The following is a 15,699-nucleotide window of genomic DNA, read 5'->3' as shown; positions in this document are numbered from 1 at the left end:
CCATGACTCGTGCCTTCCTGCCCGGTCTCGAACTGGCGCGGCTGTTTCACACGGAGGTCGTCGCCCCCATCCTGAACACCGCGTTGGACAGGGTGCCGTATGCGGCGGCGCTGATCGGCTGGGGCTCTGAAGTACAGGGTTTCGACACCGCACGCTCAACCGACCACGCCTGGGGCCCCAGGATGCAGGTGTTCCTCAGCAGTGGTGACTTCCGCGCCCACGCGGACGGACTGGACGCCCTGCTGGGCCGCGAGTTGCCGCGGACGTTCCACGGCTACCCCGTCCGTTTCCCCTTTCCCGACAGCGCACCGGCCCGGCACTGGGTTCACGTCAGCGACCTCCAGGGCTTCTTCACCGAGCACCTCGGCGAGGACCCGGCCGCCGGCCTGTCGCTGTCCGGCTGGCTGACGACCCCGACGCAGGTGCTGCGTGAGCTGACCGGAGGCACCGTGTTCCACGACGGGCTCGGCCTGCTGGATTCCTGCCGCAAGGAACTGACCTGGTATCCGGACGACGTCTGGCGCTACATCCTGGCCTGCCAGTGGATGCGCCTGTCCCAGGAGGAACCGTTCGTCGGGCGCTGTGGAGAAGTCGGTGACGACCTGGGTTCCGCAGTGGTGGCCGCCCGACAGGTGCGCGACCTGATGAAACTGTGTCTGCTGATGAATCGGGTCTATCCGCCCTACAGCAAATGGCTGGGCACCGCGTTCGGAGAGCTCTCGTGCGCCGCGGTGCTCAAACCATTCCTCTCCGCGGCGCTCGCGGCGCAGAGCTGGAAGGAACGCGAACGGAATCTCGCCCCGGCCTACGAGTTCGCCGCAGGCATGCACAACGACCTGGCCCTGACCGAACCGCTGGAAGCGAAGGCCCGCTACTTCCACACCCGGCCGTTCTTGGTGATCGACGGCTACCGCTTCACCGACGCCCTGATGGCCACGATCAACGACCCCGAGGTCAGGGCGCTGCCTCCTGTCGGCGCGATCGACCAGTACATCGACAGCACCGATATGACCGACCGCAATTTCGCCGGTCGGCGCAGGCAATACATCACCGGACCTGCGCCGGCCACGCCACAACTCGACAAGTAGGCAGGGGCGCAGGCCGACAGAATTCCGTCACTGGGCCGTGCCGCACAGGCCGTCCGGCGTGAATTATTCGATGGGCAACCGCGCTCACGCTCGGTAATCTTCGAGGTCTCCAACCACACCAGGATCGCTCACGGCTGCCCGCGCTCAGCGGCCCGGGCAAGGAGGCACATGATCGACGCGTACGAGGATCCGGGGACACCCGACTGTCGGGGCGGCTGGCATTTCCTGTGGTGGCTGGTAATGCGGCAGCGGTGGCGGGCGGTGTCCGGGGCGCTGCTGTCGAGCGTCTGGATGGTGCTGATGGCGGCGGCGCCGTATCTGATGGCGCGGGCCGTCGACGACGGGCTGGTGCCGGGACATCTGGGCACGCTCGCCTGGTGGACCGGGGCGCTGTTCGTGGTCGGGGCGGTCAACTCGTGGCTGAGCATCATGCGGCACCGCACCATGACCCGCGTGCGCATGGACGCCAACTTCCGCACGGTGAAGCTGATCGTGGGCCAGGCGGTCCGGCTGGGCGCCGTGCTGTCGCGCCGGGCGCGGGCGGGCGAGGTCATCACGATCGGCGTCGGCGACGTGTGGACGATCGCCCAGTCCCTGACGGTCGTCGGACCCGGCTTCGGCGCCCTGGTCGTCTACGGCGTGGTGGCCGGGGTGCTGCTGTCGATCTCGGCTCCGCTGGCCGCCGTGGTACTGCTGGGTGTGCCGGTGATCGCGCTGCTCGCCGGGCCGCTGACCAGGCGGCTGCAGGGTGTGGAGACGGAGTACCGGGAGCGGCAGAGTGTGCTGACCGCGCGCATCGCCGACCTTTCCGGCGGGCTGCGTGTCCTCAACGGGCTCGGTGGCAAAGGGCTGTTCGCGGACGCGTTCCGGCGTGACTCGCAGCGGCTGCGGAGGCAGGGCTACCGGGTGGGCGCGGTGGCCAGCTGGGTGCAGGCGATCGGGGTCGGGCTGCCGACCCTGTTCCTCGCCGTGGTGACCTGGCTCGCGGCCCGGCTGGCGGCCCAAGGGCAGCTCAGTGTGGGCGAGTTGGTCGCCGTGTACGGCTATGTCGCGGTCCTGGTGGGCCCGGTGGCCTTCTTCGTGCAGATGGTCTACGAACTGAGCCGGGGCGTGGTGGCCGCGCGCCGGGTCGTACGGCTGCTGGCGCTCCTGCCCGAGGCGGACACGGGCACGTCGGCCGCGCCCGCCGAACCGGCCGCCCTGCACGACCCCGACTCCGGTGTGCGGGTGCGGCCGGGGCGGCTGACCGCGCTGGTCGGAGCGCGGCCCGGGGACACGCTCGCCGTGGTCGACCGGCTCGGCCGGTACGCGCCGTCCCGGGTCACCTGGGGCGGGGTCGCGCTCGACGCGATTCCGCTGGACCAGGTCAGGTCCCGGATCCTGGTCGCCGACAACGAGGCCGACCTGTTCGCCGGACCGCTGCGGGAGGTACTGGCCGGGCGCCGGGAGCGGTCGGCGGAGACGGTCGCGAAGGCCGTGTTCGCGGGCGCCGCCGACGACATCGTGCAGGGGTTGCCGGAGGGGCTGGACTCGCTCGTGGCCGCACAGGGCCGCAGCCTCTCCGGCGGGCAGCGCCAACGGGTGCGGCTGGTGAGGGCGTTGCTCGCCGAGCCCGAGGTGCTGCTCGCGGTGGAGCCGACCTCGGCCCTGGACGCCCACACGGAGGCTGCGGTCGCCCGGCGGCTGCGGGAGGCGCGCTCGGGCCGTACGACGGTGGTGACCACGACGTCCCCGCTGGTCCTGGACCAGGCGGACACCGTGCTCTACCTGGTCGACGGCAAGGTCGCGGCCGACGGCGACCACCGCCGGCTGCTGGCACAGGAGCCCGGCTACCGCGCGCTGGTGGCCCGGGACGCGGACGCGGAGGAGGTCGTACGGTGACGGCGGACAAAGGTCAACTCCCGGTCGCCGAACGGGCCGAGGTGCGGCGGGCCGCGCTCCGGCTTGTCCGGGTGGACCGGCGGGCGTTCGCCGTCGTGCTGGTGGTGAACGCCCTGGCCGCCGCGGCCGGACTGGCCGGGCCCTGGCTGCTCGGGCGGATCGTGGACGAGGTGCGGGCCGGGGCCGGGGTCGGCGCGGTGGACCGGCTGGCCCTGGTCATCGTGGTGTGCTCGCTGGCCCAGCTGCTGCTGGCACGCTGGGCGCGGTACGTGGGGTACCGGTTCGGGGAGCGCACGCTGGCCCGGGTCCGGGAGAACTTCGTGGACCGGGCGCTGGCGCTGCCCGCGTCGGTGGTGGAGCGGGCGGGGACGGGCGATCTGACGGCGCGCGGCACCTCCGACGTGGCGACCGTGGGCACGACCCTGCGGGACGTCGCGCCCGAACTGCTGGTCTGCTCCGTGCAGGCGCTGTTCGTGATGGGCGCGGTGTTCGCGCTCGACCCGCTGCTCGGCCTGTTCGGGGTGCTGGGTCTGACGCCGGTCTGGTTGGCGCTGCGCTGGTATCTGCGCCGGGCCCGGGACGGCTATCTCGCGGAGGGCGCGGCCAATTCGGAGGTCGCCGAGATCCTCACGGCCACCGCGTCCGGGGCGCGCACGGTGGAGGCGTTCCGGCTCCAGGAGCGACGGGTCGCCGCGAGCCGCGACACGCTGGGCACGGCCATGCGGAGCAGGCTGTACACGCTGTACCTGCGGACCGTGTTCTTCCCCGCGGTCGAGATGACGTACACCGTCCCGGTGGCGGGGGTGCTGCTCGTGGGCGGGTGGCTGCACGGGCGTGGGGAGGTGGGCCTGGGTGCCGTGGTGGCGGCCGCGCTGTATCTGCGGCAGTTCGCCGAGCCCTTGGACCAGATCCTGATGCGGGTCGAGCAACTGCAGAGCAGCGGCGCCTCGTTCGCCCGGGTGGAGGGGCTGGCCCGGGCGCCGCGGGCGGAGGGGGACGGCGACGCGCCGGCTCCGGCTGACGACCGGATCGATGTGACCGGGGTGCGGTACGCCTACGAGCGCGGCGGCGAGGTGCTGCACGGCGTGGACCTGTCGGTGCGGCCGGGCGAACGGCTGGCGGTCGTCGGCCCGTCGGGCGCCGGCAAGACCACGCTGAGCCGGCTGCTGGCGGGCGTCGACGCGCCGACCGAGGGTACGGTGACCGTGGGCGGGGTGCCGGTCTCCGGGCTGGCACCGGAGACGCTCCGCCGCCAGGTGGTGCTGGTCACCCAGGAACACCACGTCTTCCTGGGCACGGTCCGCGAGAACCTCCTGATCGCCGAACCGGCCGCCACGGACGAGGAGTTGTGGGCCGCGCTGGCGGCGGTCGGCGCCGAGGAATGGGTACGCGAACTGCCCGACGGCCTCAACACCCCACTGGGCTCGGACGGTCGGGCCACGGACGGCTCCCAGGCCCAGCAACTCGCCCTGGCCCGCGTGGTGCTGGCCGACCCGCACACCCTGATCCTGGACGAGGCGACGGCCCTGCTGGATCCGGCCACCGCCCGGCACACCGAGCGCGCGCTGGCCGCCGTACTGGAGGGCCGTACCGTCATCGCCATCGCCCACCGGCTGCACACCGCCCACGACGCGGACCGGGTGGCGGTCATGGAGGACGGCCTGCTGACCGAACTCGGCCCGCACGAGGAGCTGGTGGCGGCGGGGGGCGCGTATGCGGCGCTGTGGCACTCGTGGCACGGGGACGGGCGGGCGTCGGGTGGCTGACGCCAGGCGGTTCTCGCCCCCTCCGCCCCTTCCCGTCCCGTCCCCGGGGGCCCCGCCCCCAGACCTCCTGGCGGCCCGAACGGCCTCGCCCTCAAACGCCGGACGGGCTGAAAGACCGGACCCCGTCCGGCAGTTGACGGCTCACACCGCGTCCGGCCCCCGCTCCCGCGTCCTGATCCGCACCACTTCCTCCACCGGAGTCACCCACACCGTGCCGCCGCCCGTGCCGCGGGCGCCCGCGGCACGGATGACCCGGACGAGATCGGTCGCATCGAAGTCCAGGGTGAGGATGTCGAGCCGGAGCCGCGGGGCGAGGTTCACCCGGTACTCGCTGCCCCGGTAGACCTCGACCCGTACCGTCCGCGGCTCATGGGCCCGCACCTCGGTCACGGTCACTCCACGCACCCCGAACGACTGGAGAGCCTTCATGACGTCGGGGACACGGTGGGGCGGGAGGACCGCGGTGACGAGTTTCACCGGTCCTCAACTCCGGTCATTTCAAGTCGAGTCCGATTCCTTGGCCTTCTCCGCGGCCGAGGTCGGAGCCGGCACGGAAGCCACCGCCACCGGTTCCGGCGCCGAGGCCACCGCCGACTCCGCCGGGTACGCCTCCTCGTCGTGGACCGCGAGGTCGCCGCTCTCCAACACCTCGTCGGGCGCCCGGAGTCTCACGAACAGGCCGATCGCCTTGAGGATGAGGAAGGTCATCACGGCGTCGTAGAGGATGACCGTCCCGGCCGAACCCGCCTGCTTCCACAGCTGGTCGAGGTCGCCGTGGAGCCAGCCGCTGGTGGAGAACGCCGTGGAGCCGTCCTTGTTGAGGTACACGGCCACCGCCGGGTCGGCGAAGATGCCGACGAGCATGCTGCCGGCGAGGCCCGCGATGCCGGGGATGCTCATCAGTCCGACGAGTGTCGCCGCGACGAGCTGCCAGGCGTTGTCGCCCGCGTCCAGCCAGTTGGGATAGGGAATCACTGCAACCGTCAACTCCCCTCGTGGGAGCGGCGGTCCGGCAGGACCGCCGGTTGCACGGCAGGATCGTGCCGGATCTTTTGCGGGTTGGTTCCGGGGGCAGGTCGGCCCGGACAATTTCTGTTCACGGTCAAGGAAGCGTCAAATGACGCTCCGCATAGCGGACATGAACACCCGGACAACGAACGAATTCCGGCCAAGTTCCTGACGCGCTCCTGACAGAAAGCGCGAGCTGGTGCCACTCTTCCCACTGGCGCTTCACAGCAACCCCACAGCTTCACTCCTGTGATCCCTGTGATCTCCCCTGGTCGCGCGATCCGCGACCGTCCTGAAGGAGTCAGTGTTGAGAAGCAATTCCTCGCGCAGACGCACCTCCCACATAGTCGCCGTCGCCGGCGTCACCGCTCTGCTCGCCGCGGCCGTCCAGGCGGGCGCGACCTCCTCCGCCGCACCGGCCAAACCCCTTGCGAGCAAGGGGAACCCGGCGCACATGGCCCTCTCCCTCTCCCCCTCGCAGCGCGCCGAGCTGCTCCGCGACGCCGAGTCGGCGCGGACCACCACCGCCAAGGACATCGGCCTCGGTGCCAAGGAGACGCTCGTCGCCCGTGACGTCGTCAAGGACGCGGACGGCACGGCCCACACCCGCTACGAGCGCACCTACGCAGGCCTCCCCGTCCTCGGTGGCGACCTGGTCGTCGACACCGCCAAGTCGGGCGCGACCGAGCGTGTCATCAAGGCGACCAACGCCACCATCAAGGTCGCCGACCTCACCCCGGACGTCACGGCCTCGGCGGCCGAGAAGCAGGCCGTCTCCCGGGCCAAGGCCCTCGGCTCCACCAAGTCGGCCGCCGACTCGGCCCGCAAGGTGATCTGGGCGGCGAGCGGCAAGCCCGTCCTCGCCTACGAGACGGTCGTCGGCGGCCTCCAGGACGACGGCACCCCCAACCAGCTGCACGTCATCACCGACGCGGCCACCGGCAAGAAGCTGTACGAGTACCAGGGCATCGAGAACGCCACCGGTACGGGCAACACCCAGTACAGCGGCACGGTCCCGCTGACCACGACCCAGTCGGGCTCCAACTACACGCTGACCGACGGCGACCGCGGCGGCCACAAGACGTACAACCTCAACCACGGCACCTCGGGCACCGGCACGCTGTTCTCCCAGACCAGCAACACCTGGGGCAACGGCACCACGTCGAACGCGGCGACGGCCGGCGCCGACGCGCACTACGGTGCGGCGGAGACCTGGGACTTCTACAAGAACACGTTCGGCCGCAGCGGCATCAAGAACAACGGTGTCGGCGCCTACTCCCGTGTCCACTACGGGAACTCGTATGTGAACGCGTTCTGGGACGACACCTGCTTCTGCATGACCTACGGCGACGGCTCCGGCAACGCGGACCCGCTGACGGCGCTGGACGTGGCGGGCCACGAGATGAGCCACGGCGTCACGTCGAACACGGCCGGGCTCAACTACTCCGGTGAGTCGGGCGGGTTGAACGAGGCGACCTCCGACATCTTCGGCACCGGCGTCGAGTTCTACGCCAACAACTCCACCGACGTCGGCGACTACCTCATCGGCGAGAAGATCGACATCAACGGCGACGGCACGCCGCTGCGCTACATGGACAAGCCGAGCAAGGACGGCGGCAGCGCGGACAGTTGGTACTCGGGTGTCGGCAACCTCGACGTGCACTATTCGTCGGGCGTCGCCAACCACTTCTTCTACCTGCTGAGCGAGGGCAGCGGCGCCAAGGTCATCAACGGCGTCAGCTACAACTCGCCGACCTCGGACGGGCTTCCGGTCACCGGCATCGGCCGGGACAAGGCGCTGCAGATCTGGTACCGCGCGCTCACCACGAAGTTCACGTCCACCACCAACTACGCGGCGGCCCGCACCGGGACGCTCGCGGCGGCCGGTGAGCTGTACGGCACGACGGGCGCCGAGTACAAGGCGGTGCAGGACGCGTGGGCGGCCGTCGCGGTCGGTGCGCGCTCCGGTGGCGGCGGCGGTGGCGGTACGTCGTTCGAGAACACGGCCGACGTGTCGATTCCGGACAACGGGGCGGCCGTCACCTCGTCGGTCACCGTGTCCGGGCGGACCGGCAACGCCCCGTCGAACCTCGCGGTCACGGTCGACATCGTGCACACCTGGCGCGGTGACCTGGTGATCGACCTGGTGGCCCCGGACGGGTCGACGTACCGGCTGAAGAACTCCAGCTCGTCCGACTCGGCGGACAACGTGCAGGCGACCTACACGGTCGACGCGTCCTCCGAAGTCGCCAACGGCGTCTGGAAGTTGAAGGTCCAGGACGTGGCGGCACAGGACACCGGCTACATCAACAGCTGGAAGCTTACGTTCCCGTAAAAACCAGCCGTCCACTTCAGGCCGCACAAACAAGGCGCCGTCTCGGGGTTTCAACTCCGGGGCGGCGCTCTGCTGTGGGCGTTTACATTGCGGAAACGTTCACCGGACAGTCGCTTTTGAGCCAACATCACTTCGGGGTCCTGACATGTACGCGCCCCTGATGCCAGTCTTCCCTCACGCCGCTTCAGCACAGCAACTTCACAACCACTCCGGTCAGTAACCCCACGCTGCCGGACTCCCCCACCAAGGAGCTTGCGTGACCCCCCTCTACGCGCGTCACAAGCGCACCACACTGGCCATCGCCACCGCGGTGGCCGCAGGCGCCCTGCTCGCCACCGGTGTCACCACCGGTGCCTCCGCCCAGCCCGCCACGGGCAAGGCGGCCCCCCTCGCCGCCGCCCCGCAGCTCCTCTCCAACGCCGCGCGCACCGCGCTGGTCAAGGAGAAGCAGGCCGACGCGGCCGAGACGGCCACACAGATAGGCCTCGGCACCAAGGAGAAGCTGGTCGTCAAGGACGTCGTCAAGGACGTCGACGGCACGGTGCACACCCGCTACGAGCGCACCTACGCCGGCCTCCCGGTCCTCGGCGGCGACCTGGTCGTCCACACCTCACCGGCCGGCAGGACCGAGGGTGTCACCAAGGCGCACTCGGCGACCATCAAGGTCGCCACCGTCACGCCGAAGATCACCGTCGCCAAGGCCGAGAAGCAGGCGCTGACCGCCGCCAAGGCCGCCGGTTCGGACAAGACCGCCGCCGACGGTGCCCGCAAGGTCATCTGGGCCGGCGGCGCCACCCCTGTCCTCGCCTACGAGACGGTCGTCGGCGGCCTCCAGGACGACGGCACCCCGAACAAGCTGCACGTCATCACCGACGCGGCCACCGGCAAGAAGCTCTTCGAGTACCAGGCCGTCGAGAACGCCACCGGCACCGGCAAGACCCTGTACTCGGGCACGGTCAGCCTCACCACCACGCTGTCGGGCACGACGTACTCGCTGACCGACGCCTCGCGCGGCGGCCACAAGACGTACAACCTGAAGCACACCACCAGCTCCGGCACCGGCACCCTGTTCACCAACACCACCAACTCGTGGGGCACCGGCGCCGCTTCCAGCTCCACCACCGACGTGACCGCCGCGGCCGACGCCGCCTACGGCGCGCAGGAAACGTGGGACTTCTACAAGGCCACCTTCGGCCGCAGCGGTATCAAGAACGACGGTGTCGGCGCCTACTCCCGCGTCCACTACGGCAGCTCGTACGTCAACGCCTTCTGGGACGACGACTGCTTCTGCATGACCTACGGCGACGGGTCCAGCAACACCCACCCGCTGACCTCGCTGGACGTGGCCGGCCACGAGATGAGCCACGGCGTCACCGCCAACACCGCGGGCCTCAACTACAGCGGTGAGTCCGGTGGCCTGAACGAGGCGACCTCGGACATCATGGGCACCGGCGTCGAGTTCTACGCGGCCAACTCCTCCGACGTCGGCGACTACCTCATCGGCGAGAAGATCGACATCAACGGCGACGGCACGCCGCTGCGCTACATGGACCAGCCCAGCAAGGACGGCGGCTCCGCCAACTACTGGTCCTCCTCGGTCGGCAACCTCGACGTGCACTACTCGTCGGGCGTCGCCAACCACTTCTTCTACCTGCTGTCCGAGGGCAGCGGCGCGAAGACGATCAACGGGGTGTCCTACAACTCCCCGACGTACAACGGCGCCACGCTCGCCGGCATCGGCCGCGCGAAGGCGCTGCAGATCTGGTACAAGGCGCTGACGACGTACTTCACGTCGACCACCAACTACAAGTCGGCCCGCGCCGGCACCCTGAGCGCGGCTGCCGCACTCTACGGCACCAGCTCCGCCGAGTACGCCGCGGTGGCGGCGACCTGGACGGCCGTCAACGTCACCTGACAGCCGCTGAGTTGACAGGCTGGACCCCAGGGCGGTACCCGGAGCGAAGGCATATCCGGGTGCCGCCCTACTCTTGGGTCCCATGTCCTTCACGTACGACCACGTCGGCGCGACCCGCGAGCGAGGCTTCTGCCCTCCGGGCTTCCATCCCCTGTATGTGCGCACGCGGATCGGCGAGGGCGAGAAGGTCTTCCGCCGGGCGTCCGAGGCGGTCCTCACCTGGGAACTGCACCGCGAACTGGGCGTCGGCATCGAGGCGAGCGCCGAGAAGGCGGCCCCCGGCGTGGACGTCACGGTCACCCTCGCGGGCCTGATCAAGGCCCCCTGCCGCATCGTCTGGACGGTCGAGGAACACCGCAGGGCCGGCTGGGCCTACGGCACGCTCCCCGGCCATCCCGAATGCGGCGAGGAGGCCTTCGTGGTGGACCGCACCGGTGACGGCACGGTCTGGCTGACGGTGTCGGCGTTCAGCCGCGGCGCGAAGTGGTACGCACGGCTGGGCGGCCCGGCGGCACGGGGCCTGCAGCACGCGTACGCGCGGCGGATAGGCAGCACGCTGCGGCAGATGTGCGCGCCGTATTCGGAGGCGTGAGCGGCCCGCGCCCCTTTCAGGGGCGCGGGGCTGTGACATTTGCGGCTCCGCCGCGTGGGCGCGACCAGCCACGACGGACCCGCGGACGCACTACCTCATCAGCACTCCGGCCCCTTCGACCCCGTCCTCGGACGGCACCGCCACCAGCCCCAACTCCGCGCTGGAAGCCAGCAGTCGATGCGCGGGCAGAATCCGGACCGTGTAGCCGTAGGGCCCGGTGCGATCAAGGGCAAGCGGTCCCTCGTACAGCCAGCGGCCCTCCGCGTCCGGACCCTCCGCCGGCTTCAGCGGAACCGCCGTCGCGTCCCCGATCCGGTCCTCCGGATCCACCCGCCCCGACACCGCCTGCACTTCGACGTCGTCCGGGGCGAGCCCGCCCAGCCCCACCCGCACCCGCAGATTCAGCGTCGTACCGAGTTCGGCAGTGGCCGTAGCCGCAGACGTCTCCACGTGGTCGACCGTCACCCCGTGCCAAGCCGCCCGCACCCGCCCCTTCCAGGCGGCGAGTTCACGGGCCGCGTCGGGGGTCATCGTGCGGTGGGCGTGCGCGGCCGGGGCGTACAGCCGCTCCACGTACTCGCGGACCATCCGGCCGGCCAGCACCTTCGGGCCGAGCAACGTGAGTGTCTGCCGCACCATTTCGATCCAGCGGTCGGGCAGACCGTCCTGGCCGCGTTCGTAGAAACGCGGGGTCACACGCCGCTCCAGGAGGTCGTAGAGCGCGGCGGCCTCCACGTCGTCGCGGTGGTCGGGGTCCGTGCCGGTGCCGTCCGCCGTGGGAATGGCCCAGCCGAAGTCGGGCTGGAACCACTCGTCCCACCAGCCGTCCAGGACCGAGAGGTTGAGACAGCCGTTGAGCGCGGCCTTCATACCGCTCGTACCGCACGCCTCCAGCGGGCGGAGCGGGTTGTTGAGCCAGATGTCGCAGCCGGGGTACAGCTTCTGCGCCATCGCCATGCCGTAGTCGGGGAGGAAGACGATGCGATGGCGGACGCGCGGGTCGTCCGCGAACTTCACCAGTTCCTGCACCAGCCGCTTCCCGCCGTCGTCCGCCGGGTGCGCCTTGCCCGCCACCACGATCTGGATCGGGTGGTCCGGGTGCAGAAGGAGATCCATCAGCCGGTCGCGGTCCCGCAGCATCAGCGTCAGGCGCTTGTACGACGGGACGCGTCGCGCGAATCCGATGGTGAGGACGTCGGGGTCGAGCACGCCGTCGATCCAGCCCAACTCGGCCGATCCGGCGCCGCGTTGACGCCAGGAGGCACGCAGCCGCTCCCGTACCTCCACGACCAGCTGCTCGCGCAGATCACGCCGGAGCTCCCAGATGTCCTGGTCCGGGATCTCCGCGACCGCGTCCCAGCGGTCCGAGCCGCCGACCGACATCGCGTCCTCGGTGCGCTGGGCGCCGATCTGCCGGGCGCCGAGCCGGAACACCTCGGGGGCGACCCAGGTCGGTGCGTGCACCCCGTTGGTCACGGAGGTGATCGGCACCTCCTCCGGGTCGAAGCCCGGCCACAGGCCGGAGAACATCTCGCGGCTGACCTGCCCGTGCAACAGCGAGACGCCGTTGGCGCGTTGGCCCAGGCGCAGGCCCATCACGGCCATGTTGAACAGGTTGGGTTCGCCGCCCGGGTAGGTCTCCATGCCCAGCCGGAGGATGTCTCCGACGTCTATGCGCGGGAGTTCGGCGTCCGGCCCGAAGTGGGTGGCGACCAACTCCCGGTCGAAACGGTCGATTCCGGCCGGGACGGGGGTGTGCGTGGTGAAGACCGTGCCGGCCCGCACCGCTTCCAGGCCCGCGTCGAAGTCCAGCCCCGCGTCGCAGAGTTCGGCGATCCGCTCCAGGCCGAGGAAGCCCGCGTGGCCCTCGTTGGTATGGAACACCTCGGGCTCGGGGTGACCGGTGAGGCGACAGTACGTCCGTACCGCCCGCACACCCCCTATACCGAGCAACATCTCCTGCAGCAGCCGGTGTTCGCTGCCGCCGCCGTAGAGCACATCGGTCACCCCGCGGGCGCCGAGGTCGTTCTCCTCGACGTCGGAGTCGAGCATCAGCAGCGGCACCCGGCCGACCTGCGCCAGCCAGATCCGGGCGCGCAGCGAGCGTCCGCCGGGCAGGGCGATGGAGACCTGGGCGGGGGAGCTGTCGGTCTCCCGCAGCAGTGCCACCGGGAGTTCGTTGGGGTCGAGGACGGGATAGGTCTCCTGCTGCCAGCCGTCCCGGGACAGGGACTGGCGGAAGTAGCCGTGCCGGTAGAGGAGTCCGACGCCGATCAGCGGTACGCCGAGGTCGCTGGCCGACTTGAGATGGTCGCCGGCGAGGATGCCGAGGCCGCCGGAGTACTGGGGCAGGGCGGCCGTGACCCCGAACTCGGGTGAGAAGTAGGCGACGGCGGCGGGCAGTTCACCGGACTGGGTCTGGTACCAGCGGTCGCCGCCCACATAGTCGGCGAGATCGCCGGCGACCTCGGTGAGCCGGCGCAGGAAACGGCTGTCCTCGGCCAGCTCCGCGAGCCGCTCGGCCGAGACGCTGCCGAGCAGTCGTACCGGATCGCCTTCCGAGGCGGTCCAGCGCTCGGGATCGACGGACTGGAAGAGATCGCGGGTTTCCGCGTGCCAGGACCAGCGCAGGTTGCGCGCGAGATCACTGAGCGGCCGGAGGGGTTCGGGGAGAACGGGACGGACGGTGAATCGACGGATCGCCTTCACAGCTCCACCTTGCGCGTTCGCTGGATGACACACGGCAATGTGCGTCGTCGTCTCTCAAGAAGGTACCGGTGACGGTGTGGACGTCGTCCTCGAATGCCGGACGGACTGGATGATGCCGACCTGGGCCGAAAAGGCACCCTCGTGCGCCCTTGTGATGCTTCGCACCGCACGAGAGGCTGCCCAGTGGAGAGTTGAAGGAGGGGAACTCGACCATGGCACGGACGTGTACGCGGCGTCTGCGCCGGGCGGGGGGACTGACCGCGGTCGCCACAGCCGTGGTGTTTTCGGCCATCACCCTGCCCGCGCACGCCGCACCGGAGGGGACCATACTCGGCGCCGGCGCACCCGGCTCCGTCAGCGGCAGTTACCTGGTGACACTCAAGGGGGGAACAGAGGCTCCGTCGGCAGCCGGAAAAGGCCTCGCCGAGAAGTACGGGGCGAAAATAAGCCACACCTACGGCACGGCCCTCAACGGCTACGCCGTCGAGGCGAACGAGAGACAGGCGAGACTCCTCGCGGCGGACCCGCGGGTCGCCTCGGTCGCCCAGGACACCCGGGTGACCCTGGACCGGGTCAGCCGCGCCGAGCGCAACCCGCCGTCCTGGGGCCTGGACCGCCTCGACCAGCCGAGCCTGCCGCTGGACAAGAGCTACACCTCGCCGGACTCCGGGGGCAGCGGGGTGACGGTGTACGTGATCGACACCGGCATCCGCATCACCCACAAGGACTTCGGCGGCCGGGCGAGCTACGGCTGGGACTTCGTCGACAACGACACCACCGCCCAGGACGGCAACGGCCACGGCACCCATGTCGCGGGCACCATCGCCGGCACCACGTACGGCGTCGCCAAGAAGGCCAGGGTGGTCGCCGTCCGGGTCCTGGACAACGCGGGAGCCGGTACGACCTCGCAGGTCATCGCGGGGATCGACTGGGTCACCCGGCACGCGCACAAACCGGCGGTGGCCAATCTCAGCCTCGGCGGCTACCACAACGCCCAGCTGGACGCCGCCGTACGCAACTCGATCGCCTCCGGAGTCACCTACACGGTGGCGGCGGGCAACGACGGGCTGTCGGCCGGCCTGCACTCCCCCGCCGACGTGAGGGAAGCGATCACGGTCGGCGCCACCGACCGCAGCGACGCCCGGGCGGTCTTCTCGAACTTCGGCCCGGCCGTCGACCTGTTCGCCCCGGGCGTCTCGATCACCTCCGCGACGTACACGAGCGACACGGCGAAGGCGACCTTCTCCGGTACGTCGATGGCGTCGCCGCACGCGGCCGGCGCGGCGGCGGTCTGTCTCGGCGCTCACCCGCGCGCCACACCCGCACAGGTGTCCAAGGCGCTCGTCGCGGGAGCGGTTTCCGGCAAGGTGTCCGGTGAGGGGCTCGGTTCGCCGGACAAACTTCTGCAAGTACCGCGGTCTTAGTGCGGGAGTGACGGCTCCGGCCCCGTTCGCCCAGGACGGGGCCGGATCTTTTGTGGAGACCTACGTGTAAGTAGTTAGCAACCTGCCGGATTGCTAACCCGAATAGGGTGGGAAGGCTCCCCCGACACACCCCCAGACACAGCACGGGATCTCCTTCGCAGGACCCACCTCCCCACATCCATCCGCCCACACCCACGTTGACGCGGACAGGAGCGGTCATGCCCGCCACGCACCATTCGTCAGCACCCCCGACACCCGGCACGGCCACGCCCGCCGTGCGCCCCGCCGGCACGGCACCACCGGCCCCGGAGCCACCCTCCGCGGTCGGCACGTCCCCCGGCATCGGACGCATCCCCGTCCTCGATGTCCGGCCGGTCGTCCAGCACGGCCACCGGGCCGCCAAAGCGGTCACCGGTGAGACGTTCGAGGTCTCGGCCACCGTCTTCCGCGAGGGCCACGACGCGGTCGCCGCCAACGTCGTCCTCTACGACCCGGAGGGCAGCCCCGGCCCCTGGACCCCGATGCGGGAGCTCGCCCCCGGCACCGACCGCTGGGGCGCCTCCGTCACGCCGGACGCGCCGGGTCACTGGTCCTACGTCGTGGAGGCCTGGAGCGACCCGGTCTCCACCTGGCGCCACCACGCGGGGATCAAGATCCCGGCCGGGATGGACACGGACCTGGTCCTGGAGGAGGGCGCGCGCCTGTACGAACGCGCCATCGCCGGGGTACCGAAGGGCAAGGGCCTCCGGCCCGTCCTACGCACCGCGGTCACCGCCCTCCGCGACGAGACCCGCCCCGCCGCGTCCCGGCTCGCCGCCGCGCTGACGCCGGAGGTGGACAAGGTCCTCGCCCGGTATCCGCTGCGGGAGTTGATCACGGCCTCCGGACCGCGCGCGCTGCTGGTCGAGCGGGAGCGGGCGCTGTACGGCGCCTGGTACGAGTTCTTCCCCCGCTCCGAGGGCACGGCGGCCGAGCCGCACG

Annotated in this window: 11 protein-coding genes; 8 read left to right on the top strand and 3 right to left on the bottom strand. The window is 70.7% G+C overall.

What is annotated here, in order from left to right; all coding sequences use genetic code 11:
• The first annotated feature begins 2 nt into the window (after positions 1 to 2).
• From AB0I51_RS42060 to AB0I51_RS42050, 3 genes are all read left to right on the top strand, one after another.
• A complete protein-coding gene (locus AB0I51_RS42060; RefSeq protein WP_362983807.1) occupies positions 3 to 1,088 on the top strand; it encodes a DUF4037 domain-containing protein in 1,086 nt (361 codons plus the stop codon).
• A gap of 168 nt (positions 1,089 to 1,256) precedes the next feature.
• Positions 1,257 to 2,969, top strand: coding sequence for an ABC transporter ATP-binding protein (locus tag AB0I51_RS42055; RefSeq protein ID WP_362983730.1), 1,713 nt, complete (start codon positions 1,257 to 1,259; stop codon positions 2,967 to 2,969).
• Complete coding sequence (locus AB0I51_RS42050) at positions 2,966 to 4,735, top strand: ABC transporter ATP-binding protein (protein ID WP_362983728.1); 1,770 nt, start codon at positions 2,966 to 2,968, stop codon at positions 4,733 to 4,735. Before AB0I51_RS42055 ends, AB0I51_RS42050 begins: the two co-directional genes overlap by 4 nt.
• Positions 4,736 to 4,876: 141 nt before the next feature.
• Here AB0I51_RS42050 and AB0I51_RS42045 read toward each other — a convergent pair whose 3' ends face one another.
• Together AB0I51_RS42045 and AB0I51_RS42040 are read right to left on the bottom strand one after the other, a co-directional pair.
• Positions 4,877 to 5,212: a P-II family nitrogen regulator gene (locus tag AB0I51_RS42045; protein WP_362983726.1), complete on the bottom strand. Its 336-nt coding sequence runs from the start codon at positions 5,210 to 5,212 to the stop codon at positions 4,877 to 4,879.
• A gap of 21 nt (positions 5,213 to 5,233) precedes the next feature.
• A complete protein-coding gene (locus tag AB0I51_RS42040) occupies positions 5,234 to 5,710 on the bottom strand; it encodes a hypothetical protein (RefSeq protein ID WP_362983724.1) in 477 nt (158 codons plus the stop codon).
• A gap of 340 nt (positions 5,711 to 6,050) precedes the next feature.
• On the opposite strand from AB0I51_RS42040, the gene AB0I51_RS42035 reads away from it, so the two are divergent.
• The 3 genes from AB0I51_RS42035 to AB0I51_RS42025 all read left to right on the top strand — a co-directional run bounded on the left by AB0I51_RS42035 (position 6,051) and on the right by AB0I51_RS42025 (position 10,585).
• The gene (locus AB0I51_RS42035; protein WP_362983722.1) at positions 6,051 to 8,078 is read left to right on the top strand and encodes a M4 family metallopeptidase; all 2,028 of its coding nucleotides are present in this window, start codon (positions 6,051 to 6,053) and stop codon (positions 8,076 to 8,078) included.
• Between the two features lie 256 nt (positions 8,079 to 8,334).
• Positions 8,335 to 9,993 carry a M4 family metallopeptidase gene (locus tag AB0I51_RS42030; protein WP_362983720.1) on the top strand — a complete coding sequence of 553 codons (1,659 nt, stop codon included), beginning with the start codon at positions 8,335 to 8,337 and terminating at the stop codon, positions 9,991 to 9,993.
• A gap of 82 nt (positions 9,994 to 10,075) precedes the next feature.
• The gene (locus tag AB0I51_RS42025; protein WP_362983718.1) at positions 10,076 to 10,585 is read left to right on the top strand and encodes a DUF1990 domain-containing protein; all 510 of its coding nucleotides are present in this window, start codon (positions 10,076 to 10,078) and stop codon (positions 10,583 to 10,585) included.
• Between the two features lie 90 nt (positions 10,586 to 10,675).
• Here AB0I51_RS42025 and AB0I51_RS42020 read toward each other — a convergent pair whose 3' ends face one another.
• Positions 10,676 to 13,294, bottom strand: a complete 2,619-nt coding sequence (locus tag AB0I51_RS42020; RefSeq protein WP_362983716.1) for a glycosyltransferase family 1 protein — start codon at positions 13,292 to 13,294, stop codon at positions 10,676 to 10,678.
• Between the two features lie 212 nt (positions 13,295 to 13,506).
• Here AB0I51_RS42020 and AB0I51_RS42015 point away from each other — a divergent pair, with 212 nt between their 5' ends.
• Positions 13,507 to 14,718: a S8 family peptidase gene (locus AB0I51_RS42015; RefSeq protein WP_362983714.1), complete on the top strand. Its 1,212-nt coding sequence runs from the start codon at positions 13,507 to 13,509 to the stop codon at positions 14,716 to 14,718.
• Between the two features lie 218 nt (positions 14,719 to 14,936).
• A partial coding sequence (locus AB0I51_RS42010; protein WP_362983712.1) for a maltotransferase domain-containing protein occupies positions 14,937 to 15,699 on the top strand: 763 nt, incomplete at its 3' end.

Origin of the sequence: Streptomyces sp. NPDC050549, from assembly GCF_040655035.1 — a bacterium.
Taxonomy (GTDB): domain Bacteria; phylum Actinomycetota; class Actinomycetes; order Streptomycetales; family Streptomycetaceae; genus Streptomyces.
Note: the sequence above shows the minus strand (reverse complement) of the source record. Positions and strands in the feature narration are given on the sequence as shown.